The sequence below is a fragment of the Streptomyces sp. G-G2 genome (genome assembly GCF_030063135.1).
In the GTDB taxonomy this organism is placed as follows: domain Bacteria; phylum Actinomycetota; class Actinomycetes; order Streptomycetales; family Streptomycetaceae; genus Streptomyces.
The window spans coordinates 19,689-44,030 of the sequence record NZ_JASISO010000015.1 but is presented as its reverse complement, the minus strand read 5'-3'; the positions used below and the strand labels follow the sequence as shown (position 1 = coordinate 44,030).

The 24,342-nt window shown below is 71.7% G+C and carries 21 protein-coding genes and 1 pseudogene; 11 read left to right on the top strand and 11 right to left on the bottom strand.

All coding sequences use genetic code 11. The features are described from left to right. Positions 1-111 precede the first annotated feature (111 nt). Positions 112-1,695, top strand: a complete 1,584-nt coding sequence (locus QMF80_RS14455; RefSeq protein ID WP_283453175.1) for a WxL domain-containing protein — start codon at positions 112-114, stop codon at positions 1,693-1,695. A 234-nt stretch (positions 1,696-1,929) separates the two neighbouring features. After that, a complete protein-coding gene (locus tag QMF80_RS14450) occupies positions 1,930-3,903 on the top strand; it encodes a hypothetical protein (protein WP_283453173.1) in 1,974 nt (657 codons plus the stop codon). 144 nt (positions 3,904-4,047) lie between these two features. Here QMF80_RS14450 and QMF80_RS14445 read toward each other — a convergent pair whose 3' ends face one another. The 4 genes from QMF80_RS14445 to QMF80_RS14430 form a co-directional block, all read right to left on the bottom strand. Beyond that, positions 4,048-4,929 (bottom strand): geranyl diphosphate 2-C-methyltransferase, encoded by an 882-nt coding sequence (locus QMF80_RS14445; protein ID WP_283453171.1) that lies wholly within the window; start codon positions 4,927-4,929, stop codon positions 4,048-4,050. A gap of 14 nt (positions 4,930-4,943) precedes the next feature. Next, positions 4,944-6,101, bottom strand: coding sequence for a family 2 encapsulin nanocompartment cargo protein terpene cyclase (locus QMF80_RS14440; RefSeq protein ID WP_502962846.1), 1,158 nt, complete (start codon positions 6,099-6,101; stop codon positions 4,944-4,946). Between the two features lie 50 nt (positions 6,102-6,151). Continuing rightward, positions 6,152-7,564, bottom strand: coding sequence for a family 2B encapsulin nanocompartment shell protein (locus QMF80_RS14435; RefSeq protein ID WP_283453170.1), 1,413 nt, complete (start codon positions 7,562-7,564; stop codon positions 6,152-6,154). Between the two features lie 263 nt (positions 7,565-7,827). Further along, positions 7,828-8,997, bottom strand: a complete 1,170-nt coding sequence (locus tag QMF80_RS14430) for a cytochrome P450 (protein ID WP_283453169.1) — start codon at positions 8,995-8,997, stop codon at positions 7,828-7,830. Positions 8,998-9,194: 197 nt separating this feature from the next. On the opposite strand from QMF80_RS14430, the pseudogene QMF80_RS14425 reads away from it, so the two are divergent. Then, positions 9,195-9,689: pseudogene (locus QMF80_RS14425) on the top strand (methyltransferase domain-containing protein); the annotation flags it as partial. A 32-nt stretch (positions 9,690-9,721) separates the two neighbouring features. Here the strand turns inward: QMF80_RS14425 and QMF80_RS14420 are convergent. Continuing rightward, positions 9,722-9,967, bottom strand: a complete 246-nt coding sequence (locus QMF80_RS14420; protein ID WP_283453168.1) for a hypothetical protein — start codon at positions 9,965-9,967, stop codon at positions 9,722-9,724. A 482-nt stretch (positions 9,968-10,449) separates the two neighbouring features. Between QMF80_RS14420 and QMF80_RS14415 the strand changes: the two genes are divergently transcribed. Together QMF80_RS14415 and QMF80_RS14410 are read left to right on the top strand one after the other, a co-directional pair. Beyond that, positions 10,450-11,148 carry a macro domain-containing protein gene (locus QMF80_RS14415; RefSeq protein ID WP_283453167.1) on the top strand — a complete coding sequence of 233 codons (699 nt, stop codon included), beginning with the start codon at positions 10,450-10,452 and terminating at the stop codon, positions 11,146-11,148. A 127-nt stretch (positions 11,149-11,275) separates the two neighbouring features. Then, positions 11,276-12,898, top strand: a complete 1,623-nt coding sequence (locus QMF80_RS14410) for an ADP-ribosyltransferase domain-containing protein (protein ID WP_283453165.1) — start codon at positions 11,276-11,278, stop codon at positions 12,896-12,898. Positions 12,899-13,239: 341 nt separating this feature from the next. Here the strand turns inward: QMF80_RS14410 and QMF80_RS14405 are convergent, their stop codons facing one another. Then, positions 13,240-14,136 (bottom strand): hypothetical protein, encoded by an 897-nt coding sequence (locus QMF80_RS14405; RefSeq protein WP_283453163.1) that lies wholly within the window; start codon positions 14,134-14,136, stop codon positions 13,240-13,242. Between the two features lie 324 nt (positions 14,137-14,460). Next, entirely contained in the window at positions 14,461-15,348 is an 888-nt protein-coding gene (locus tag QMF80_RS14400; protein WP_283453161.1) for an NAD(P)H-binding protein, read from the bottom strand. Positions 15,349-15,444: 96 nt separating this feature from the next. Here QMF80_RS14400 and QMF80_RS14395 point away from each other — a divergent pair, with 96 nt between their 5' ends. Then, a complete protein-coding gene (locus tag QMF80_RS14395; protein WP_283453159.1) occupies positions 15,445-16,143 on the top strand; it encodes a TetR/AcrR family transcriptional regulator in 699 nt (232 codons plus the stop codon). 300 nt (positions 16,144-16,443) lie between these two features. On the opposite strand, the gene QMF80_RS14390 is transcribed toward QMF80_RS14395, so the two are convergent. Beyond that, positions 16,444-17,199 (bottom strand): helix-turn-helix domain-containing protein, encoded by a 756-nt coding sequence (locus tag QMF80_RS14390; protein ID WP_283453157.1) that lies wholly within the window; start codon positions 17,197-17,199, stop codon positions 16,444-16,446. Between the two features lie 257 nt (positions 17,200-17,456). Here QMF80_RS14390 and QMF80_RS14385 point away from each other — a divergent pair, with 257 nt between their 5' ends. The 3 genes from QMF80_RS14385 (at position 17,457) to QMF80_RS14375 (ending at position 20,239) form a co-directional block, all read left to right on the top strand. After that, complete coding sequence (locus QMF80_RS14385; RefSeq protein WP_283453328.1) at positions 17,457-18,125, top strand: DUF4097 family beta strand repeat-containing protein; 669 nt, start codon at positions 17,457-17,459, stop codon at positions 18,123-18,125. A 528-nt stretch (positions 18,126-18,653) separates the two neighbouring features. Continuing rightward, on the top strand, positions 18,654-18,857 hold the full coding sequence (locus QMF80_RS14380; RefSeq protein ID WP_053683670.1) for a cold-shock protein: 204 nt from the start codon (positions 18,654-18,656) through the stop codon (positions 18,855-18,857). Positions 18,858-19,330: 473 nt separating this feature from the next. After that, positions 19,331-20,239 carry a sigma-70 family RNA polymerase sigma factor gene (locus QMF80_RS14375; RefSeq protein ID WP_283453155.1) on the top strand — a complete coding sequence of 303 codons (909 nt, stop codon included), beginning with the start codon at positions 19,331-19,333 and terminating at the stop codon, positions 20,237-20,239. Positions 20,240-20,334: 95 nt separating this feature from the next. On the opposite strand, the gene QMF80_RS14370 is transcribed toward QMF80_RS14375, so the two are convergent. Next, positions 20,335-20,634 (bottom strand): hypothetical protein, encoded by a 300-nt coding sequence (locus QMF80_RS14370; RefSeq protein ID WP_283453154.1) that lies wholly within the window; start codon positions 20,632-20,634, stop codon positions 20,335-20,337. Between the two features lie 39 nt (positions 20,635-20,673). Further along, complete coding sequence (locus tag QMF80_RS14365; protein ID WP_283453152.1) at positions 20,674-21,537, bottom strand: 5'/3'-nucleotidase SurE; 864 nt, start codon at positions 21,535-21,537, stop codon at positions 20,674-20,676. Between the two features lie 9 nt (positions 21,538-21,546). Here QMF80_RS14365 and QMF80_RS14360 point away from each other — a divergent pair, with 9 nt between their 5' ends. Both QMF80_RS14360 and QMF80_RS14355 read left to right on the top strand, forming a co-directional pair. Next, positions 21,547-22,083 (top strand): carboxylesterase family protein, encoded by a 537-nt coding sequence (locus QMF80_RS14360; RefSeq protein ID WP_283453150.1) that lies wholly within the window; start codon positions 21,547-21,549, stop codon positions 22,081-22,083. A gap of 30 nt (positions 22,084-22,113) precedes the next feature. Next, positions 22,114-23,154, top strand: a complete 1,041-nt coding sequence (locus QMF80_RS14355) for a LacI family DNA-binding transcriptional regulator (protein WP_283453148.1) — start codon at positions 22,114-22,116, stop codon at positions 23,152-23,154. Between the two features lie 173 nt (positions 23,155-23,327). Here the strand turns inward: QMF80_RS14355 and QMF80_RS14350 are convergent, their stop codons facing one another. Next, positions 23,328-24,077: a phosphatase PAP2 family protein gene (locus QMF80_RS14350; protein WP_283453146.1), complete on the bottom strand. Its 750-nt coding sequence runs from the start codon at positions 24,075-24,077 to the stop codon at positions 23,328-23,330. Positions 24,078-24,342 lie beyond the last annotated feature (265 nt).

The window sequence follows — 24,342 nt, the reverse complement described above, 5'->3', positions numbered from 1 at the left end:
CCTCGGTGCCGGTGGCACCGGAGCGGAGGCTTCCCCGCGGCCAGGACAAGGAGTCAGGTGTTTCGACAACGTAGACGCTTACCGCACCGCCCACTGGTGGGAGCGGGTGCGATGCTCCTGGTACTGGGCTGCGGCGCGGCGGCGCAGGCGCTCCCGGCGTCCGGGACTGGCCCGGCGGGCACGATCACGCCGACCGTGCACTGCGTCCTGCCGGCCGGTCAGGGCGAGGCGACCGGCGCCCAGCAGATGACCGTGGAACTCACCCCGGCCACCGTGGCGCCCGGCGGCAAGGTGCACGCCAAGGTCACCCTCGGCCCGAGCCCCGCGACCAGCGCCGTCTCCATCACCCAGGTGCCCACCACACCCAGCATCGACCTCGCGATGTCCGGCGGCGCCAGCGGTACCGCCACCGTCACCGGGCCGGAGATCCCGGTGGACATCATCGCGGGCGAACACATCGTGATCCCGCCCTACGAGGGGGACTTCCTGGTCCCCCTGACCGCGACGGGCCCCGTCGCGTTCACCCCCCTGCGCACCCTGACCCGTACCAAGGTCTTCGGCGGGGCGTACGAGACCCCGTGCGTGGTCACCGCCGGAGGCGCCTCCGTCGGCACGGTGGACGTCCAGGGCAGCGGCGGCCCGCCCGCCGTGCTCGGCGCGCCCTCCGACCCGGTTCGCCCGAACACCGCCGTCACGCTCACCGGCTCCGGCTGGACCGTCGGCGGTACGGCGCAGCCGTCCCTGTGCGACACCGGCGGCGCCGGCTGCGACACGGCCAAGTTCGCCGCCAGCGCCCTGGTCATCGACTCCTCCGGTGGCCTGTCGGGTACGGCGACCCTCGCCCCGGCGACCCAGGTACCCGACGGGGACTACCTGGTCAAGGTCAACGACGGCGCCAAGGAGGCCACGGCGCCGCTCACGGTCAGGGCGGTGGCGGCGGGGGAGCGCAAGCTCACCCTCTCCGCCTCCAGCGGGCCGGTCGGCACCGTCATCACCGTGTCCGGCGCGAACTACCGGCCGGACCAGTGGATCAACGTCGTCGGCCTGAACTCCGACGGAGTGACCCTCGACGACACCGCCGTCTACCCCAAGAGCGGCTCGGACGGGGCCTTCTCCACCGAGTTCACGGTCAGCGACCCCACGCTGGCCTCGGTCCAGGCGGACGAGGGCGGCGACCCGGCCACGGTCAGGACGCAGCCCTTCACCGTCACCACGGGCGGGGGCGGGGTCGGCGGCAGCCAGAAGATGAACCTGTCCGTCCTGCCCGGCCCGCTGACCATGTCCCAGGCCGGTGACTCCGTCGACTTCGGTTCGGTGAGCCTCGACGGCTCCCCGCACACGCTGAACGGCGCGCTCAACAAGGTCACCGTCCACGACGCCCGCGGGATCAACACGGGCTGGTCGCTCACCGGGACGATGAGCGACTTCACCACCGCCGCCGGGGCCTCCCTCCCGGCGGGCATGGTGAGCTGGGCGCCCGCCTGCGCGGCCCAGGCGGGCAGCTCCGCGACCCCGGTGGCGGGCTCGCCCGCACGCCTGGGCACCGCGCCCGCCGCGTTGTGCTCGGTGGCGACGGACGGGTCCCGTGCCTCCATCGGCGGGAACTTCGACGCCGACGCGGCCCTGACCCTGCAGCTCCCCGGAACGGCGCAGCCCGGAAGCTACACGGCGGTGCTCACCCTGTCGCTCTCGTAACGGAGCGATCACACCGATGTCCGGCCGGTTCCGCCTTCGGGTGGTGACCGGCCGGATGTTTATCAAGATTATTTTAGCTGACGGCACGTCAGATCGTTTTTCCCATGCTATTGACTTGTTTCCCTCCAGCCCTCTCAATGTCCCCTGCCATAAATCAAGAAAATACCATTCCGGATCTTCGGCAAGAATGGGAGTCAAGTGTTTTCGCGACGAGGACTGATGACACACCGATTGATGTCAGGGCCGGCCGTGCTCGCCCTCGCCCTCACCGGACTCGGGCTGGCCGGCGCCCCGGCCGCCCAGGCGGGCGCGGCGGGCGCGGCGGGGACGATCAATCCCACCGTGCACTGCACCTTGCCCGCGGGCCAGGGTGAGGCGACGGGCCCCCAGACCATGACCGTCGAGCTGAGCCCCTCCGTCGTGGACCCCGGCGGAAGCGTCCACGCCAAGGTCACCCTCGGCGGCTCACCCGCCACCAGCGGTATCTCGCTGTCGAACGTGCCGACCACCCCGGCCCTCGACCTCGCGATGTCGGGCGGGGCCACCGGAACGGTCACCGTGCGCGGCCCCGAGATCACCATGAACGTGCCCGCCAACACGCCCATACTGATCCCCCCGTACGAGGGGGACTTCCTCATCCCGGTCACCGCGAGCGGCCCGGTCTCCTTCACCCCGCTCCGCACCCTCACCCAGACCAAGGTGCTCGGATCCACCTACCAGACCCCCTGTGACGTCACGGCCAACGGCGCCAGCATCGGCACCGTCATCGCGCAGGGCACCGCGGGCGTCCCGGCGACCCTCACCGCCCCCACCGCGCCGGTCCGCCCCAGCACCCCGGTCGCGCTGAGCGGTGAGCTGTGGACCCCGGGCGGGACCCCGGTCCCCTCGCTGTGCGACAGCACCGGCGGCGGCTGCGACCCGACCAAGTTCGCCTCCAGCGCCCTGGCGGTCAACGCGGCCAAGCAGCTGACGGGTACGGCGACCCTCGCTCCCGCCGGAGCGGTCCCCGACGGTACCTACCTGGTGAAGGTCAACGACGGCACGAAGGAGGCCACGGCGCCCCTGACCGTCAAGGCCTTCGCGCCCACCGGACCCCGCGCGTTCGCCCTCTCCAACGCCCAGGGCCCCGTGGGCAGCGTCACCACGGTCTCCGGGACCAACTACCGTCAGGACCAGTGGATCAACATCGTCGGCCTCAACGCCGACGGGCTCACCCTGGACGACACCGCCGTCTACGTGAAGACCACCCCGGAAGGGACGTTCTCCGCCGAGTTCACCATTAGCGACCCGACCATCGCCGCGGTCCAGACCGACGAGGGCGGCGACCCCGCCACCACCCTCACCCGGCCCTTCACCGTCACCGAGGCCGCGGCCACCCTCTCCACCGGCACCGGCAAGGTGAAGCCCGGCGGCGCCCTCACCGTCTCCGGCACCGGCTGGCCCGCCGGAGCCACGGCCTCCGCCTCGCTCTGCGCGGCCGACGGCAGCGCCTGCGACCCCGGCCGGATCGCCTCGACCGCCCTGACGGTCACGGCCGCCGGCACCCTCACCGGAACCGTCACGCCCGCCTCCGCCACCCCGCAGGGCACCTACCTGCTCAAGGTCCAGGCGGGCGGGGTCTCCCAGACCGCCGCCGTCACCGTGGCCAAGTACTTCATCGTCCTCAGCACCTCCACCGGTCCGGCGGGCACCAAGGTGACCGTCGTCGGCCAGGGCTTCGCCCCGGTCGCCACCGTCGCCATCACCGGACTGAAGGCGAACGGCTCGGGCACCTCGGACACCACCAGGACCAAGGTGGTCGGCATCGACGGAGCCTTCTCCCAGACCTTTACGGTCCAGGACCCGGCCACCGCGGCCATCCAGGTCAAGGAGGTCCTGGTCAATCCCCGGATCGCGGTCGCCGCCTTCAGCGTCGGCGGTGCCACTCCGCCGCCCGCCGCCGCCTTCGCCCTCTCACCCGAGTCCGGCCGGGTCGGCACCGTCGTCCAGGTCTCCGGCCAGGGCTTCGCCCCGGTCGCCACCGTCTCGGTCACCGGCCGCCGCGCCGACGGCTCGCAGACCTCCGACTCGTACGTCACGCGCATCATCGGCCTCGACGGCACCTTCGCCCTGAACTTCACCGTGAAGGACCCCACCACCGTGGCCCTGAAGGCCTGCGAGGTCCTGGTCAACGGAAAGACCGTCCAGCACACCTACACCGTTCTCTGACCGTCCTGCGCCCCCGTCACCACGCGCGGGCCGTCGGCCACCCCACCCCGGGGCGGCCGACGGCCCGCGCCGCGTCGTAGCGTCCGGGCAACAGCCCACCGCACGCCCTGTCAGGTCGTCGCCGGGAGCGGACGTCCGCCGGGATCAGACGCGGTCGGCCGCGATCAGGAGGTACTGGAACGAGCCGTCCCGGTAGGAGTTGATGAACGCCTCCTCGATACCCGTGACCAGGGACGACGTGGCACGCAGCTCCCAGTAGGGCAGGGTGTCCGGGGTCAGGTCGATGACGGCCTGCGGGACCAGCCGGTTGTCGGCCATGGCGCGCATGTACTCCCGGCGGGAGTGGATGTTGCACTCGAAGTGTGCGTTGATCTGCGAGACCCACTTCGAGGGCTGGCCGTAACGGGGGTTCCAGCAGCCGGTGATGGTCACGTAGCGGCCACCGACGCGCAGGATGCGCGCGTGCTCCGCGAAGAGGTCGTGCAGGTCGACGTACATGCTGGACTCGTTGTTCCACGAGCCCGCCGCCTGCCCCGTCTCGAACGGCGTGTCCAGCATGTTGCAGACCCGGGCGCGGACGGAGTCCCCGATGCCGAGTTCATGGGCGCGCTGGTTCGCGAACTCGGCCTGCTTGGCGGACAGGGTGACGCCCTCGACCTTGCACCCGAACCGCTGGTGGGCCATGACCGACGAGCCGCCGCGGCCGCAGCCCGCGTCCACGAGCGTGTCGTCCCGGCCGATGGTTCCCAAGTGGTCGAGGAGGACCTCGGCCTGCGCCGACTCCAGGCGGTGCAGCTCGGAGATCAGCCTCTTCTCGTACGCGCTGTCGGCGGTGTTCCCGAGGGCTGTGTGGTCGACCTCACCGATCCCGTAGTGGTGGTGATAGAGACCGTCGACGTCGCCGAGACGCAAGTTCACCGGCCGGGCCTCGTGGTCCCAGTAACGCGCGATGTCACCTTGGTAGGGCGTCGCGGGGCCGGGGACGAACGCGGAGGCGGGGGCCATGGTGAGCTCGGTGTTGGTCACAGATGAGTCCGTTCTTACCAGAAATCGGGCAGGCTGTAGCGGTAGGTGTTGGTCATGTGCCAGTAGTGGTTGCCGTCGACCCACGCGGCCACGCCCCGCAGGAAGCGCAGCACGCTCGGCACGGGCAGGGTGGCGGCCAGTTCGGCGGCCGCGGCCTCGAAGGCGTGCATGAGGTCGTTGTGGACCTCGACCGCCTTCAGGTAGGCGTCCCGGACGGGGCGGTCCTCGCGATCGGCGATGACCACCGGCAGGTTCAAGTGCAGCCCGGGAGCCTTGAGTTCCTTGGTGTAGGAGTACAGGTCGTTGACGATGGTGGTGGCGTTCCCGGCGAGCGCGATGACCCGTTGCATGGCGGGCTGGGCGTGCAGGTCAGCGGGCAGTTCGTAGCCGCCCACGGTGTCCGTGATGGTGGGACAGGGGCGGAAGTTGTTGAACTGCCGCATCGCCAGGTACTCCCACACCTCCGGGACGTACTCGGTCTCGGTCCAGGCGGCCTCGGCGAGATAGCCAAGGTGCAGTCGGGCCATGTCGTGCCGGAACCGGTCGGTCTGGGACGGGCTGGCCTCCCGGACGAAGTACTCCATCGCCGAGCGATAGGCGCGCCGCGGTGCGTCGGACTGGAGCGAGCGCGCCCACTGGGGCTCGTACTCCGCTGTCGTGTGCAGCGGATCGAGAGCGGTGTGCGCCAGCATCAGGCGGCCGCCGAGACCGACGGGGGAGCCGCCGTGGTCCTCGCAGTAGTAGTCGTCGACGGCGTTCTCGGCCGCCATCAGCCGGGCGGCGACCATGAGGTGGTCGATGGTGGGAGCGTCCGGATGGCAGCCGACCATGTAGCGGCCCACGGAGAAGCCGTCGAACTGGTCCTCCAGGTCCGGGGGGTAGAGCTCGACCTCCTCCATCGCCCACAGCTTGATCCGGCGGCTGATCTCCGCCACCCGTACGGGGTCGGGCTCCGCCACCGGGTGGTAGTAGAGGCCCGGGACCGGATTGCCCGCCACCGCTGGTTCCGCGGGCCCGGTCGGCTCCGCGGCCGCGGGTGGCTCCGCGCGCCGGGCCGGGAAGAGCCCTGCCGTACCCAGGCCGCTGGGGCCGCGCAGGATCCGTCCCGGAGTCGGGTCCGGGGGCGGGTCGGCCAGGCTCGGTCGCGAGGGGGAGAGCCCGGGATCGGGCATCCGTAACTCCTAGGTGAGGTGGGTCGGGCGAAGGGTGGGCGGAGTTGGCCCTATCCGTGCCCGCGCGCGATCTGTACGTTCTCCAGCACCCCGAGCGCGTCGGGCACCAGGATCGCGGCGGAGTAGTTGGTGCTGACCAGATAGGAGGTGATCGACCGCTCGTCGACGCCCATGAGGCGCACGGACAGGCCCGGTTCGCACTCGTCCGCGAGACCGGTCTGGCGCAGCCCGACGACGCCCTGCTTGTCCTCGCCGGTCCGCATCACCAGGATCGAGCTGGTGTTCTCCTTGCTGATGGGGATCTTGGCGCACGGCAGGATCGGCACCCCGCGCCAGGCCGGCACCCGCTCTCCGTCGAGCTCGATGTGGTCCGGGTAGAGCCCGTGGGCGTTGAACTCGCGCCCGATCGCGGCGATCGTCCTCGGATGGGCGAGGAAGAACTTGGAACCCCGGCGTCGGCAGAGCAGGTTGTCGAGGTCGTCGGGGGTCGGTGGACCGGAGTGGGTCTGGATCCGCTGCTTGAAGTCCGCGTTGTGCAGCAGGCCGAACTCGGGATTGTTGACCAGCTCGTACTCCTGGCGCTCGCGCAGCGCCTCGACGGTGAGCCTGAGCTGCTCCCCGGTCTGGTCCATCGGGTTGTTGTAGAGGTCGGAGACCCTGGTATGGACGCGCAATACCGTCTGGGCGAGGGAGAGTTCGTACTCCCGCGGGTTGAGCTGGTAGTCGACGAAGGAGCCGGGCAGCGCGGGTTCGCCGCTGTGGCCCGCCGCCATCGCGATCTCGGCCTCGCCGTGCCGGTTCTGCCGCTGGAGCGGAAGCGAGGCGAAGCGCCGTAGGTGGGCCTGGAGCCGAGGCGATCCGGACACCACGGACGCGAAGTCGGCCCGGGACAGACTGAGTACGGTCCCGGCGGTCTCGGCGGTGGCGGTGTGGTCCCACGTCGCCGCGGCGTCCAGCAGGGCGCCCTCGCCGACGTGTTCACCGTCGGCGAGCACGTCGAGGGAGAGCTCGTCGCCGTACTGGCCGACGGAGGTCTGACCGACCCGGCCGTGGGCGATCAGGTGGATCCGGTCGGCGGGAGCGCCCGCCTCGGCGAGCACGTCACCCGCCCGGACGTCACGCTGGACGCACCGCCCGGCGAGCGCGCCGAGGACCTCGTCGTCCTCGAAGCCGCGCAGCACGGCGAGTTCGCCCAGCGTGCGCGGGATCACCCGGACCCGGGAGCCGTCCTGGACGAATTCGACGCGCCCGTCGCCGACGGTGTAGGACAGTCGCCGGTTCACACGGTAGGTACCGCCCTTGGTCTCCACCCAGGGGAGCATCCGCAGCAGCCAGCGGGAGGTGGTCTCCTGCGTCTGCGGAGCGGACTTGGTGGTGGTCGTGAGGTTGCGAGCGGCCGTCGTGCCCAGGCTCCGCTGCCGGATCGACTCCGGCTCCGCCTCGGATCGGGTGTCCAGGGTCATCGGGCAGTGCTCTCCTTCATCAGGGCAGCGGCGATCGGCGTCCGTGCGGAGCACGGGCGAAGCGAGAAAAGAGGAAGCGGAAACCCGGGCATTCCGCCTGGATTCAGGAGCACAGTAGGCGCCTGTGCACCCGATCGGCCCCGTAAACCGTCTGTATTACCCCGAAGCGGTGATCTTCCCCGAACAGTGTTTGCGGCTCGCAGGAGCGGTAGTTCAGCCAGTGCGCAGCCGGATCCCACCGCTCCGCGCGCCGGGGGCGGTGTTCACCACGCCACGGGAAGCGAATGGAGGCCCCGGATCACGGCGTTGTCGCGGACGCGGATGTCCTCCAGCGGGCAGGCGGCCCGGAGACCGGGGAACGCGTCGAGCAACTCGTTCAGGGCGATGTGGAGTTCGAGCCGGGCCAGCGTCTGCCCGATGCACTGGTGCATGCCGTAGCCGAACGCGAGGTGCCCGCGCACCTCGCGGTGAATGTCGACGTCGCCGGGAGTGGTACGGAAGCGGTTGTCCCAGTTGGCGCGCTTGAGGCCGAGCACCACGCCTTCGCCCGCCCGGATCGTCCGTCCGTCCGAGAGGCGTACGTCGTCGACGGCGACCCGGCCCACGGCGGTCCGTACGATGGAGTGGTAGCGCAGGAGTTCCTCGACCGCCGGCTTCACGAGCTGACGGTCCTCGCGCAGAGCGCGGAGCTGTTCGGGGTGTTCGAAGAGCGTCAGTACGCAGAGGCCGAGCATGTTGGCGGTCGTCTCGTGTCCGGCGATCAGCAGCAGCCGGGCCATCGCGACGACCTCCTCGTCCGTCATACCGGCCGCCTCCTGCTGCTGGACGGCGGTGCTGAGCAGGTCCTCGCCGGGATCGGTACGCCGTGTGAGAGCCAGCGTGCGCAGGTAGTCCCCGAGCGCCGTGATCGCCGCGGTGGCCTGCTCGGCGGTGCTGTCGATGCTGAGCATGGCCCGGCTGTGCTCCTGGAACACGCCGTGGTCCTCGTAGGGCACTCCGAGCAACTGGCAGATCACCAGGGACGGCAGGGGGAGCGCGAACCGGTCGATGAGGTCCGCGGGCGGTCCCGCGTCCCGCATGTCGCCGATCAGCCGACGGGTCGCCTCTTCTATGACCGGACGCATCTTCTCGATGCGGCGCATCGTGAAGGAAGGCGTCAGGACGCGCCGCACCGCGCCGTGCTGCGGCGCATCCATCCGCAGGAAGGACATGGCTCCCGGCTGCGGCGGCGCGGGGAGCATCCGGGGGTACCCGGGGACCTGGTCGTCGGCGGAGAACCGGGGGTCCGTCAGGACCATCCGGACCTCGTCGTAGTCGCTGACGAGCCACACGCGTGCGCCGCTGGGCAGGTCGACCTGGCGAGAGGTCACGTCGTCCAGGGACATCCGCTCCAGGAGCGGTATGAAAGCGGTGGAGGTACTGGTGTCGTCCACATGTCCCCCTGCTGGGAGGTACGGCGGTGCCCGCGCGTTCGGCGGCCCCGCGGACAGCAAAGCAGAGGAGGCATACGGCGTGAAGCCCGTGCGGGGGGGCGCACGCGGGACGCGTGCGCACACGTGCGCGCCCTGGGCGCCGGGTCGCGCGCATGCGGGGGGCGGGGTCGCGCGCATGCGGGGGCCGCACGCGCACCCCGCGTCCCACCGGCGACCTCGTCCACGCCCGGCTGGTCCTGGTGCACGTCGCCGACCGCGCCGAGGCACTGCGCCGGATGGTCCGGGCGCTGCGCCCCGGGGGCTGGCTGCTCCTGGAGGACGCCGACCCCATGCTGCAACCGCTGCTGTGCCCGGACGAGTCGGGCCCCGAACAGCGGCTCGCCAACCGGCTCCGCTCCGGCTTCCGCGGCCTGATGGCGGCGCGGGGCGCGGACCTCGCGTACGGGCGGACCCTGCCCCGCGTGCTGCGCGAAACCGGCCTGGCCGAGGTCGGGGCCGACGCGTACTTCCCGATCACCTCACGGGCGTGCGCCGTGCTGGAGGAGGCGACCGTGCGGCAGATCCGCCACCGCCTGACCGGGGAGGGCCTGGCCACCGACGAGGAGATCGACCGCCACCTGACGAACGTCGCCACCGGGAAGCTCGACCTGGCCACCGCCCCGATGATCTCCGCGTGGGGCCGCCGCCCGTAATTCCGGGACGTCGCGCCCCGCGCGTGCGGGCTTCACCCCTCCCGGGCGGCGCCCCATCCCCGGGGCCACGATTCGCTGTAGCAGCCGCTGTGGTGCTTCAGCATCACGTACGCCTCGTAGTCGGCCGCCGAGTCCCGGATGTACAGCTCGAACGTGTACTCCAGGTCGTCGGCGGTGCGCAGGTCCAGCACCCCGCCGGCGTATCCGCGTTGCAGGTGTGCCTCGACGATGTCGTCGAGGTCGAACACGACGCCCTGGACCGTGACCGTCCGCGTCACCCCACACCCCCGCTCCCGTCGTACGAACCCGCCCTGGGTGCCATCCTGCCGAACCCGCCGCCCCGGGGCCAGGGACCAGGGGACGGGCGGCCCCCGGCCCGGCCCGGCACCCCGGGCCCCTCGGCGTGACGGCGCGCGCTGGAGCGGCCAGTGGCACGTGAGGAGTGCGCGGATGCGTCGGCTCGATGCCCGCGCTCCCTGGCCGGGTCCCGTGCTGTCGGGGGAGGGTGTGCGGGAACCACGGGGCCTACGGGAGGGGTGGGGGATGTGGGGGGCGTGGGGGACGAGGTGGGCGACGCGCACGAGGTCCGTTTCGACGGTCGCGTGGCGGTGGTGACGGGCGGGGGCCGGGGGATCGTCCGGGTGTACGCCCTGTCTCTGGCGGTGCGGGGCGTCATCGGGCCCTCCCATCAGCGGTGTTGTCAGTGCTGACCGATAGCGTCAGGGGTGTTGGAAGGGCCGTTTCCCGACAGGAGTGGACGATGACCGAGAACCCCGCGCAGCAGCCGGTGCAGGCCGTGCAGCCCGTACTCAGAGTGGTGCTGACCGATGTCAACGAGCTGGTCGTGGAGGCGTGGCGGGCGGCGTTCGCCGACGACCCGGGGATCGAGATCCGCCGGGGTTCGATCCTCGCGGAGGACGTCGACGCCTGGGTCACCCCGACCAACTCCCAGGGCCGGATGGACGGCGGGGTCGACGCCGCCATCAAACGGCACCTCGGAGCGGGCATCCAACTGCGCGTGCAGCGGGCGATCCGCGACCGGTTCGCCGGTTCCCTCCCGGTGGGCAGCGCGGTCTGCGTCCCGTCCGGGGCGACCGTCCCGCGGTACCTGATATCGACGCCGACCATGGTGCGTTCCTCGCAGGACGTGAAGGAGACGCTGAACGTGGCCCTGGCCTGCGCGGCCGCGTTCCAGGCCGTCCACCGGCAGAACCGGCGGGTGCCGGGCAGCATCCGCTCGGTGGCGCTGGTCGGGATGGGCGCGCGGACCGGCCGGGTACCGGCCCGGGTCTGTGCCAACCTGATGTGGACCGGCTACACGCTCTTCCACGACCACTGGTTCGAGGACGACGACGAGCTGCGTGCCACGATCGCCGCGCAGCTCGACGGCATCGAGAACGCGCCGGTCGCGGAGCGGGTGCGCATCGTCGCGCCCAAAGGGCGTTCCTTTCGCCGCTGACCCGGTCCCCTCCGCCAGTCAGCCCGCGGTCCCCATCCATCCCGCGGTCCCCGTCCATCCCGCGGGCCACATCGATTCCGCAGGCCCTCTCCATCTCGCAGATACGACAACCGGGAGCCCTTCCCCCATGAGTGACGCCACCACCACGCCCTCGGACCAGGCCGACGCGAACGACCCGCTTGCCCTCGCCGAACTCTTCAAGGGCGGCGGTGAACCCTGGCTTCCGCTCCTCAAGCCCGTGATCGAGGCGCAGCCGGACGCGGCCCGGTTCATCGGCCAGGGCCGCAGCCCGGAGGTCGTACCGGTCCGCGAACTGACCTTCCAGGCGCTCAAGCCGAACGCCCCGCACAAGTGGAAGGTCGTCGTCTTCGGCCAGAACCCCTACCCGCGCTCGGAGAGCGCCACCGGCATCGCCATGTTCGACAACACCTTCAACGACTGGAAGGACAGCCAGTTCGGACGGGTCGTCAGCATCCGCTGCCTCATCAAGGCCGCGGCGATGTGGAAGTACGGCATCGCCAAGAAGACGCCCATCGCCGACGTCCGCGCCCTGTTGAAGGAGCGGGACACGGTCCAGCCGCCGGAATGGTTCCAGGCGATGCTCACTCAGGGCGTGCTGCTGCTGAACGCCTCGCTCACCGCCAGCGGCGACGGGGCGATGGGGGCCGACCGGCACACCGCGTTCTGGCGGCCCGTCGCCGAGCGGATCGTCGAGGAGATACTCAAGGCCAAGCAGGACGCCGACGAGGAGGACCGCGGCGTCGTCTTCGCCTGGTGGGGGGCGCACGCCCGCAGCCTGAAGAAGGTCGTCCTGCGGCTCCAGGAGAAGTACCCGGACGTCGAGGTCCGGCACATCGACCACGCGAACCCCGCGGCCCAGGGCGACATCTTCTGCGAGGGCGACCACTTCACCACCGTGAACGCGGCCCTGGCGGCGGTGGGTGCCGAGGAAGTCGACTGGCTGCCGAGCAAGGGATGGAACGAGGGAACGGCCGGGGTCGGTGGTGCGGACGGTGACGTCGCGGCACGCATGGGGGCCTTCATCGAGTCGACGATGGAACTGCACCAGCTGTACCTGGAGCGGCTCGCGGGAGTCAAGGACGAGGGTCTCGTCCTCCCGGCGATCACCGGGGTGTTCGACACTCCGCTGATGGACTTCCAGGACGCCGTAGCGCCTGTCGCCGAGGTGCTGTCCGGGCTCGGGAGACACGTCGACCGGTCCCGCGAGTTCGGCAAGCGACGGGCGGACGAGGCGACCGGCGGCGTGTCCGCCGACGCGATCGCCGCGCTCTACCTGTACACCTGCGAGTCCGCCTTCTACCGCGAGATCAACGCGGCCCTGCGCTCCCCGGACCGCACCAGGATCGTGCCCTATCTCGCGTACCTGCGGCTGCTGTTCTCCGCGGTCTCGGAACTGCCCCCCCGTACGCAGCCGTTGTGGCGCGGAGTGTCGCTGGACCTTCGGTCGCAGTACCCGGTCGGGCGGACGGTGGCCTGGTGGGGCGTGTCCTCGTGCACCTCCGAGCTGAGCGTGGCGCGGTCGTTCCTGGGCAGCCGCGGCAAGCGGACGCTCTTCGAGGTCACGCCCGCCCGGGCGGTGGGGATCCGCAGCTTCTCCGCCTTCACCGGTGAGGAGGAGTTCATCCTGGCGCCGGGGACCCAGCTCAAGGTGACGGACGTACAGGCCGAACGCGGCGGTCTGTGCACCGTCAAGCTGGCCGAAGTCGACGCTACCCCCCTCATCTCCTGACGAGGACGGGCCACCGTCCCCCGGCCGCCTCAGGCATCAGATGATGTGGATGCGTTCCAGGGCTCCGTGGGGTCCCGGATCCTCCGGTCGTTCCCCTTGGCGCGCTCCTGCTCGACGAAGCCGAGCAGCACATCGCACACCCGTGGTTGGTACGCACACCATTTTCGCGCGTCCTGATCGTTCGCTGGACCGCGCGCGAGGCCGGCGGGCCGAACCTCCACCGGCTGAGCGTGGTCCCGCCGCCGGGCGCCCGAACCGACCGACGCGTCGTGGGCGACGTACGCCGAAGGGGCGAAGTGCGCGTCGCACCACGCCCCTTCGGCATCCGCTCAGCGGACCGGTCAGATCTTGTTGTACGTGCCGGTCGCCCAGAGACCGCCGCCCTTGCCGGGGCCGCCGTCCTTCTTGTAGACGACGAAGTTGCCGTCGTCCTGGAGCAGCGCGTAGGCACCGTCGTTGTTGCCCGTGCCGGTCCGCCAGCGGACCGTGCCGCGGTCCTCCTCGACGAGGGTCAGGTCGCCCTTGTCCTTGGGGGCCATCTGCAGGGTCACCTTGTAGTTGCCGCCGTAGGTGCCGCTGCTCCAGATGGCCTTGCCGTCGCTCTTGCGGTACATGACGATGTTGTGGTCCTGCTGGAGAACCATCCAGACAGTGGCGGACTGGGCCCAGTTGCCGGTCCACCAACCCTCCGCGGCCGTCGCGTACTCCGAGCAGAACCAGGCCTGGCGCTCCGAGCTGTGGGTGGACCACCTCGGGTTGGTGGCGCTGCGGCTCTCGACGACGAACTCGCCCTCGAGGAGATAGGCCCGCACGGGCAGGGAGCCGGTCGCAGCGCCGTACGTCGCGGTGTGCCAGATGCCGCCGCCGGTCTGGGAGCTGCCGCCCTGGCGGTAGATGACGAAGTTGCCGTCGTCCTGCATGGTGGCGTACGCGCCCGGGTTGCCGTAGGTCCCGCTGTTCCACAGCGGGAGCTTGTAGCCGCCCGGGGTCCCGATGGCGTACAGCACCAGGTTGCCGTCGGGCTGCATGACCAGTTCCGTCGTGCTCGCCTTGTCCACCAGGCGGCCTCCCGACTCCAGGCGCTGACCGGGTGTGATCGGCTCGTAGACGCCACCCCGCGGCGGCCGGCAGTCGGTCGGCGCGGCGGCGGCAGGGGAGGCGGTCGCCGGAACCAGGACGGCCACGGCGCAAACGGCGAGTACGGGTACGACTGATCTGCGGAGCGCGCGGGTGCGCATGGTTGGTTCCCCCCAAGGAATCCGTGTGTCCCGACGACTGAGCGTGTCGTGCGAGATCCCTTTCTACACCGCCGGGTCAGGTCGAGATCAACTGGATACTTCGTGTGGTGCGAGGGAGGTGTCGAATCGAGCGCCTACAGATGGCGCCCCCCACCCAAGTCGCCGACAGCTGCGGTGCTTTGGCCATCAGGAGGGTGTCGCCGATCCGATCGTGCCATGCGGTCGGCTTCAGCCTCGGCCCTACCGTGCCGTGCGGACCGGGGCCGAGGCGGGGGCCGGGGCTGGTGTGGGGTCGGTCGACGGTCGGGCGGCGGGTGTTGCTCCTCAGGCCAGTACGGCGGGCTTGAGCACGTCCTGGCACCACTCGCGGAAGCTGGTGGGGGCGGGTGAGGTCAGGGCGCGTTGTTCGGCGTCGTAGATGCCGTCGTTCTGGGCCGCGGCCATGTCCGCCAGGCCCTGCGCCCACGCGCCGGCCGTTCCGTACCGCGTCATCGTCGCCCTGTACGCCTCGGGGCTCGTCTCCTGGCAGCGGACCGGTCGGCCCAGTACGTCGGACACGACCGCGGCCATGGCGTCGGGGGACAGCTCGTCGGGGCCGATGACCGGCACGGTGTCCTGGCCGCGCCAGGAGTCGTCGAGGAGCAGTTCGGCGGCCGCGGCGGCGATGTCGCGGGTGGCGACGGTCGCGAGCGGGCGGCTCGCGGAGTTCGGAGTGAACAGCATCCCCTGCGTTCTGATCGCTCCGACCTGATGGAGGAGGTTTTCCATGAAGTAGGGCATGGCCAGGGCCCGGTAGTTCACGCCGGTGCTCTCGATCAGCGCGTCCATCGCGAACGCGGGTGACAACAGTCCCGCGTGCTTGCCGTACGCCCGGCCGAGACTGGTGACGCCGACCACGCGCCGGACGCCCCGGGTCTCGTTGGCCTCGCACGCCGAGCGGGTGAAGCTCATGTAGTGGTCGTCGATGTCGTGGGCGCCGGGGTCCGGCGGTACCAGCCACAGCAGGCTCTCGGCTCCCTCGCACGCCCGGGTGACGACATCGCGGTCCTGGTGCGATCCCCGCACGACCTCGACGCTGCCGCGCACCCGCGCGGAAAGGCGGGAGGGATCGCGGGCGATCACGCGCACGGGTCGGCCGGTGTCGACGAGGCGGTCGAGGACCTGTTGGCCGATCTGGCCGATCTGGCCGGTAGGGGCGGTAATGACGATCATGAAAGCCTCCCTGAGAATGATGTTTCCACTGATAACGAAATCACGTGAGGGTGAAATCGAAACCACCGGTAACGCTTGTTTGTTATCGTTGGAAACATGCAGCAGGAGCGCCCCGACCCCACCGGCAGCAATCGAGACCGGATCATCGCCGCCGCGACGCGGCTCCTCGTCGACGGCGGTCGCGAGGCCCTCTCCACCCGGGCGGTTAGCGCCGCGGCGGGTCTCCAGGCACCCACCATCTACCGGGTCTTCGGTGACAAGCAGGGACTCCTCGACGCGGTGGCGGCCCACGGCTTCGCCGCACACCTGGCGGCCAAGACCGACGTGCGGCCGACCAGCGACCCCGTCGAGGACCTGCGTACCGGTTGGACCCTGAACATCGGATTCGCCCTGGCCAATCCGGCCCTGTACTGCCTCATGTACGGCGATCCCCGCCCCGGCGGGCCCTCGGCGGCGGCCGTCGCCGCCTTCGAGCACCTCACCGCGTACGTACACCGCATCGCCGAGGCCGGTCGACTGCGCGTGACCGAGGAACGCGCCGCACGGCTGGTCCACGCCGCCGGAAGCGGCACCGCCCTGGCCCTGATCGCGCTGCCCGAGCCGGAGCGCGACCTCACCGTGTCCGACATGGCCCGTGAAGCCGTCATCTCCGCCGTCACCACCGAGAGCGCGGCCCCCACCGACCCCGGACCGGCCAGCGCCGCGGTCGCCCTGCGCGCCGTCCTCCCGCGGACCCCGCTGAGCGTCGGCGAACGCGGCCTCCTGAAGGAATGGCTCGACCGCATCGCCGACTGACCGAACCGGCCCGCCGTCCCACGCGCTCGCTCGCCCGCCGACAGGCGGCGGGGGCCGCTGTCGTCCCCATGCGGGGCGGGCAGGTACGAGCGCGGGGCCGTGGCCGGCCAACTGGCGGGCGGCTGCCCCGCCGACGTCACCCGTGGCTCCCACGACGAGCACCCGCGGGCCTGCTCCGTCGCTCAGCGCGCTCCTCGCCTCGGTTCGCCTGACTTCAACGAATCTTCGGATTCCGAGGCGCGCCCGCGGATGCCCGGGAAGGAGGGGGGTCGCGGCGGGAGGCCGGAGCGAGCGGGCCGGCTATCCGTGATCCGCGCGTGGTTCGGCGGGGCTGTCCGGGCTGGTCCCGGGCTTCACGTGGAGGATGTCGCGGGCCTGTTCCGCGGCGCGAGTGATGTTTTCGGAGACGAAGTCGAGGAAGCGGGCGATGTTCTCGAGGCGGGCACCCGCCGGGGTGCCGGGGCCGAGCACGCCGACGCCCTGCCGCGCGGTGTCGACGAGGTGGGCGGTGGAGCGGGCGCTGGCCATCATCGACTGGTACCAGACGTCGTTGTCGACGACGTAGCGCTCGCGGCGTCCTTCGTCGCGTTCCCGGCGGACGAGGTCCTGGCTTTCCAGGAAGGCGATGGCTTTGGAGATGGACGCGGGGCTGACCTGGAGCCGCCCGGCGAGTTCGGACGCGGTGAGGCTGCCCGCGTCGGTGGTGATGAGGCAGCCCAGGACCCGGGCCGTCATCGAGGGCATGCCCGACTGCATGAGGACGGTGGTGAACACCTCCGCGTACGCGCGCACCGCCTCGGCGTCGCGTCCGTATGCCTGCGGGGGCGCCTGCGGACCGCGGGGCGCGGCCCGCGTACTGCGGTGGGCGCGCCGTTCGGTGGCGCGTTGGGCCAGCTCGGCGCGGTAGGCGGTGGGGCCGCCGTTGCGCATCACCTCGCGAGTGATCGTCGAGGTCGGGCGGTCCAAGCGCCTGGCGATCTCCGCGTAGGCGAGGCTGTCGGCCAGACCCCGCGCGATCTCCTGGCGCTCCTGCTGGGTGAGCCTGCCTCCCGGCATCGCGTTCTCCTTCGTGGCCGTGGTCCTCGGTACTCCAGCATAGCGTTCACGTTCATTTCATTGCAATGAATGGGAAGAGGCGTGTTGCGTTGCATTCAAGACCATTGCAACACTTTCACTACGCTCACCTGCATATATAGCCTCTGAGTGCAACGAATGCATTGTCGGATCCCCGAATGCAACGTAGCGTTTCACTCATCGGAAACAGCGGGCCGACCGAGTGCACGCTGCGGAAATACAGAAACAGGGAGAGCATGATGCAGAAGTTCGACACCGTCGCCCCCGTCTTCGCCGTTCTCGACATCCCCGCAGGACGCATCCGGATCATTGCCGCCGACCGGACCGACACCACGGTCGAGGTCCTGCCCGCGGACGCCTCGAAGGGCCGCGACGTACAGGCCGCCGAGCAGACCGCGGTCGAGTACCGCGACGGCGTCCTGCGGATCGCGGCCGCACCCGTCAAGAACCGCATCCTCGGCCACACCGGGTCCGTCGAGGTGACCGTGCGACTGCCCGCCGGATCCCGCGTCGAGGCGAAGACGGCCGCGGCCGACCTCCGCGGCGTCGGGCGGCTCGGGGACGTCGCCTACGAGGGCGCGCAGGGCACGGTCAAGCTTGACGAGACCGCCGGCGCCCGACTCGCCCTCCTCGCCGGGGACATCACGGTCGGCCGCCTGGGCGGCCCCGCCGACATCGGCACCCAGAAGGGCGACATCACCGTCGACGAAGCCGTCAGCGGCACGGTCACCCTGCGCACCGAGGCCGGCGACCTGACGGTCGGCGCCCGCCGCGGAGTCTCGGCCTCCCTCGACGCCGACACGGTCTACGGCCGGATCCACAACTCGCTCAGGAACACGGACGGCGCCCCCGGCCTGACCATCCACGCGAACACCTCCTACGGGAACATCACCGCCCGCAGTCTCTAGTGCCGGAAGGTGTGCCGGGCCGCGGTGTGCGGTGCGGTGCCTCGCACGGCGGAGGGCGGCTCGTACGGGACGCACCGGCGCGGTCCGACGACGCCGCGTGGCGCCGTACGGGGCACCGCGACCCGGTGCGCCTTCCAGGTCACGGCACTAGGCCGGCCCGATCGCTGGTCGAGCGCGCCATCGGACGCCCTTCACCCGCAAGGGCGGCCCAAGGACGGTTCCCTCGGGCGTCGAAGACCGTGTGGACCGCGAGGGTGGAGCCTGTGAAAGCCTGCCGGGGAGTTCCTGACCGCCCTCATGGGGCGCGGCGCCCACCCTCGCCGCCCGCGCGACATACGCGCGGGTGGCAGGTCATGGCTGTCGCTCTCTGGTGGCGGGCGGTTTCGACGTGTAACTTCAGCTCAAGCTGTCGTGGTTCGCAGTTTCTGCCCGCGCCTTGGTGCGGGCGTTTTGCTGTGCGGTGCCGGACCAGGGCGATCACCTCCGGGCCGCGTGGTGCGGACCCGACATCGACTGAGAGGCATGACCATGGCCAGCGGAACCGTGAAGTGGTTCAACGCCGAAAAGGGCTTCGGCTTCATCGCGCAGGACGGCGGCGGACCGGACGTTTTCGCCCACTACTCCAACATCAACTCCACCGGGTACCGCGAGCTCCAGGAAGGCCAGGCCGTGACCTTCGACATCACGCAGGGCCAGAAGGGCCCGCAGGCGGAGAACATCACCGCTGCCTGACGTGAGAAGGCCCGCCCCGGAGCATCCGCTCCGGGGCGGTGCCGTTTTTCGGGGTCCCCCTGTGTCGTCTCTGGGACGGCAGGTTGGTGACGTCGACGCGGGAGCGTGGAAGCGTCATCTCGCTTTGCTCCGAGCTGACTTGGCGAGGGCCGATGAGTGGTCTGCCGTTCGTGCTCGGCTTCGCGGTGCTGCCTCGGCGGATGTGGATCCCGGTCACGAGGGGCCGTCTCCCCTGGTGCTGGCGACGATCATGGCGCTCGTCGTCGTGGCCCCGGGCGCGATCGTGGCTCTCTTGCGGAGCGGGAGGAGTTGAGACGACTGGCCGCGCCGAAGTGGGTCGTCCCCGGACCCGGCGGCGGGCCCAACTCGCCCGCGACGCAGCTCCGTACGCCTCACTCGCGGCTCTGACGCGGCCTGCCGAGAGGCGTCTCGGGCGGGTCGGCCCCGGGTGGTGCGTGGGGCATGATGAGGCGGTGAACTTCGAACCGTACCGTGGTGAGCTGGTGGCGTTCTGCTATCGGATGCTGGGCTCCTTCCACGAGGCCGAGGACATGGTTCAGGAGACGCTGCTGCGGGCCTGGAAGGCCCGTGACCGGTACGACCCGGCGCGTGCGTCGGTGCGGACCTGGCTGTACCGGATCGCCACCAACGTGTGCTTGACGGCGCTCGAAGGCCGTGGGCGGCGGCCGTTGCCGTCCGGGCTGGGGGCGCCGAGCGACGATCCCGGAGCGCCGCTGACGCCGGTGCTCGATGTGCCGTGGCTGGAGCCGTTCCCCGACGCGCGGTTCGATGTGGAGGTACGCGCCGACCTGAGGCTCGCGTGGGTGGCGGCGGTGCAGGTCCTGCCCGCGCGGCAGCGGGCGGTGCTGGTGCTGCGTGACGTGCTGGCTTTCTCCGCGTCCGAGGTCGCCGAGCAGCTGGGGAGCTCGGTCGCAGCGGTCAACAGCGCGCTTCAGCGAGCCCGTTCCGCCCTGACCGGGGTGGGCGACGCCGGGACGGTCGGCGAGCCGGACGATCCCGAGGTGCGCGCCGTGATCCAGCGGTACGTGCGGGCCTTCGAGGCGGCGGACGTGCCCGAGCTGGTCCGGCTGCTGGCCGCCGACGCGGTGCTGGAGATGCCGCCGGTGCCGCTCTGGTACCGGGGCAGCCGGGACTACGGGCGCTTCCTGGAGCGGGTGTTCCAGATGTGGGGGACGGGCTGGACCATGCGGGAGCTCACCGCCAACGGGCAGCCCGCGCTCGCCGCGTACGCCCCGCAGCCCGGCGGCGGACACCGTCTGCACACCCTGCAGGTGTTCACCGTCATGGCGGGCCGGGTCACGCACAACATCGTGTTCACCGACCCGCGGGTCCTGGACGCGTTCGGTCTGCCCGGCGAGTGAGGGATGCGGTCGCTGCTCACGGGTACCTACCGGTGAGAGGCCGGGCCGGATCGAGCCGCCTGGCTTGCCGCGTTCCTGGAGGGATGACGCGTTCCCTACGGGGTTCCCACCGGGTGCGGGCCGTTCCAGAAGGCGCACTGGTGGTCCGCCGCGAAGGAGGTGGTCGGGCGGGTCGACGTGGGGCTGAGGGGCATGACCGTGCCCGGGGCGGCTCGCGGCCACAGGGGCCGGCCCGGGGCCAGCGGGGCGCCGTAGCGGGCGAAGGCGCCCCGGTACCGCTGTATCCGGGTCGCCAGGGACTGCTGGACCGGGGTCAGCGGGCGCTCGCCCATCGTGAACGCGAACAGGTGGGCAAGCTCGGCGCTGTGCGCGTTGGACTCGTCCAGGCCCGGCACCTGTGCACCGGCCAGCGTGGGCGAGTCCGGTCATCGAACTCATAGGCGTAGACGGGTACGTGCTCCGCGAGGAGCCGGGCTGTCCGTGCGGTCTCGCAGGCGGACGTGGAGTCCGTCCGCACGGCCGACATGGCCAGGTACGGAGGCCGTACGCCGACAGCGGGTAGCGCGCGAGCGCCTCCGGGCCCGTATCCCCGTATGCCGCCAGGACCTGGGCGGTGTACTCCCCGGCGTCAGGCGCGGCTGGGTCAGTGCGACGAACAGCCGGGCCTCCGAGCGGGCGTTGCCGATCAGGACGGGCGCCTTGTTCCAGGAGCCGCTCGCTACGGCAGCCGCAGGGTCGAGCGGTAGCGGCCCGTCGCCCGAGGCGGGTCCCGGGATGGGCAGGGTCCGGGCCGCCTCGACCAGGGCGGTTCCCGGGGCGGCGCGCAGGCAGGCCGCCGCTGCCGCCGGATCGGCGCAACCCGGGTGGTTGACGGTCAGGCCGACGCCCTTCGGGAGCAGGGGGCCGGTGCGGGTGCGCGTACGCAGCTGATCGATCAACTTGACCGCGAAGTCCACCGTCCGGCCCATGGCGTTGACGGTCGCGACCGGATCGGGGGCGGCGAGCCCGCCGGTGCTCAGGGCGATCGCGGGGATCCCGTACTCGAGCGCGGCGACGGCGCCGCCGACGGTGCCGGAGTGGGGGGCCAGGGAGGCCACGTTCGGCCCGAAGTTGGTGCCGGAGACCACCAGGTCGGGGGCCCGGCCCTCGAAGACCTCGGAGAGGCCGAAGGCCACCGAGTCGCCGGGGGTGCCGTCCACGGCCCACCCCCGGCTCGGGGTGGCGCACCGTGATCGTGGGGTGCTCGTCATCTTCGTACCGGCGCCGCTCTGGTTGGTCAGCGGAGCCACGATGGTCACGGGGATCAGGTGACCGCCCGTATCGCGGAGACCTTCGGGGCGGCGGCCGCCCCCGGCGTGTACGCCGCGTACGAACGCGCCCGGCCCGGCGGCCGCCCCGTCGACGTCCTGATGGACCTCATAACGGACGAGCTCCTCCGCGTCCCCGCCCTGCGCCTCGCCGAGGCCCGGGCGGCCGTGGGGAATCCGGTGCGGGCCTACCAGTTCGACCTGCCGCAGTCGCCCACGGGGGACGGCTCGGCGCCGCCCACTGCCTCGAACTGCCCTTCGTGTGCGACAACGTCGGGGCACTGGTCGCACGCTCCCCTGGTGGCGGGCCTCGGCCCGGCGGGCCGCGACGGCCTCGCGGCGGCCGTGCACCGGGCGTGGATCGCCTTCGTCCGTACGGGTGACCCCGGCCACCCGGCCCTGCCGCGCTGGGATCCGTACGGGAGCGACCCGCGCACCACCATGCGCTTCGACTCCGTCGTCATTGCGCTCGGCGACCTCGCCGGGGACTCCCGTCGGCTCTTCGCGGAGGTTCCTGGACCGGGACCGATGATCTAACTCGTGTAACCTTGGGGTGAGGACCGAGAGGTGTCGGTCGGCCCGAGGATCGACGAGGACCACATGCCCAGGGAGCCCCGTACCCCCGCCACGATCACCAGCGCCGATGTGGCCCGCCTGGCGGGGGTGTCCCGTGCCACCGTGTCCTTCGTGCTCAACGACACCCAGGGCCACCGCGTCAGCGACAGCACCCGGGCCCGGGTGCTCGACGCCGCGCGCAGCCTCGGCTACGTGCCGCACGCCGCCGCCCGCTCCCTGCGCGCGGGCCGCAGCAACCTCGTCCTGATGCCCGCGTCGGTCTCCGCTTTCGGCCGCCTCGCCAGCGACTGGGTGGACGAGTTCAACACCGAGCTCGAACGCCTCGGCTACACGGTGGTCCTGCACGCGGGCCGGTTCGCCGACCCCGTCGACGCCGCCCGCGCCTGGGCCGAACTGCGACCGGCGGCCGTCTTCGCCCTGGACGGCGGCCAGTTCACCCCGCAGGCCACCGAACTGCTGCGCCGGGCCGGTGCGCGCGCCCTGCTCGCCTTCTCGTCGCACCCCGTCCCGGACGTTCACACCATCGGATTCGACCACGCCCGCATCGGCGCGACCGCGGCCGGACACCTCATCGCCCGGGGCCGCACGCGCATCGGAGTGGTGATGCCGCTGGAGCGCGGGCTCGACACGATCGCCGCACCGCGCCTGGCGGGTGCCGAGTCGGTCGTCGCGCGCCGCATGGCCACCGTCACGCCGGTCGAGATGGCCTACACCCGCGAGTCCGCGACCGCCCTGGCCCGCCGTTGGCGGGAACGGGAGCTGGACGGGGTCTTCGCCTACAACGACGAGTACGCCGCGCTGCTCCAGCACGCGCTCCTGGCCGAGGGGATCTCCGTCCCCGCGGAGGTGGCCCTGGTCGGCTGCGACGACCTCGTCCTGTCCGCGCTGCAGCAGCCCCCGCTCACCACGGTCCGCCTCGATCTGCCGTCGGCGCGGCGGATCGCCGAGGCCCTCCACCAGCTCGTCGACGCCGGGGAGACCGGGCCGATCGGACCGGTGGAGGCCGTCCTCGTCCAGCGCGGATCCTCCTGAGCGTCCCTCGCCGAGCGCCCGGAGCCCGCTGTCGCTGGGCGATTCCGAGCCTCCCGGGCCGGACGCCGCTTCGACGACCGCCCCGCGAGCGCTGAGCCTGCGACCCGTGCCCCGACCCCCTCGCCCCGACGGTTGCGTACCTCGGCGCGGCGCCGGGAAAGCCAATGCGGCGCCTACCGGACCGCGGCCGCCCCCCGGCGGTCGCGGGCGCGCATCCGGTCCCGTTCCAGGGCGGGACCGCAGAGCCACCACGCGAGCAGACCCGCCCCGGCCCCGGCGGCCGCACCGGCCGCGGTGTCGCTGAGCCAGTGCGCGTGCAGCCACGTACGGCTCCACATCATCGCCAGCGTGAACACCGCGCCCCCGGCCCACCACGCCCGTCGCCGGGCGAGGGGAACCAGGAGGACGCCGACGAGCACCACGAGCAGCGCCGCCCCGGCCGCGTGGCCCGACGGGAAGGAGCCGTGGTCGACGCGGACCAGCGGATGCGCCGGGCGCGGCCGGTCCACCAGGTACTTCAGGCCCTGGACCACGAGCAGGCTGCCGAACAGGTACGCGCCGAACAGGAACCCCGCCGAAACCCAGCGCCGCCGGACGAGCAACAGGCCCAGCAACCCGAGCGGTACGACGACCCCGGCCGGGCCGCCGAACCAGTTCAGCACCGCCGCGCACACCGAGGTCAAGCCCTCGTGCGGGCCGCCCATCCACCGCAGCCAGTGTTCGTCCACCCCCTGGAAGGGCGGCCGGGCGGTGTCCCGCCGGACGACGAACCCCACAGCGGCGGCCAGGCCGAGCAGCGCCAGACCGAGTGCGAGCACGCCGGGCCGCCGGGCGCCCCCGGTTGTGCCCGGTGCGGTCCGCGTGCCCGGCGCGCCGGGTCTGCCCGCGGGTGCGGCGGGCGGCGTGGATGTGGTCGTGGACATGGCGTGCTGCCTCTCGGGGGACGCAGGGGGGCTCGGGAGGGTCGGGGAAGGAGCACCGTCCGCCCGCAGGGCGGGGCTGGTGGGGCCTGGTGCGTGGGATCACGCCGCGGAGGAGGGCGTCGATGCGGCGACCGGCGACTGGCGACAACGCGGCGAGCCGGCGTGCCGGACCCCACCAGCCGGACGGGACGTCGACGACACGGCCCGGGGCCCCGGGCTCGTGGTGTGCGTCGTACATGCGGCGCCGGGGGTCCGTGGCGGGGGT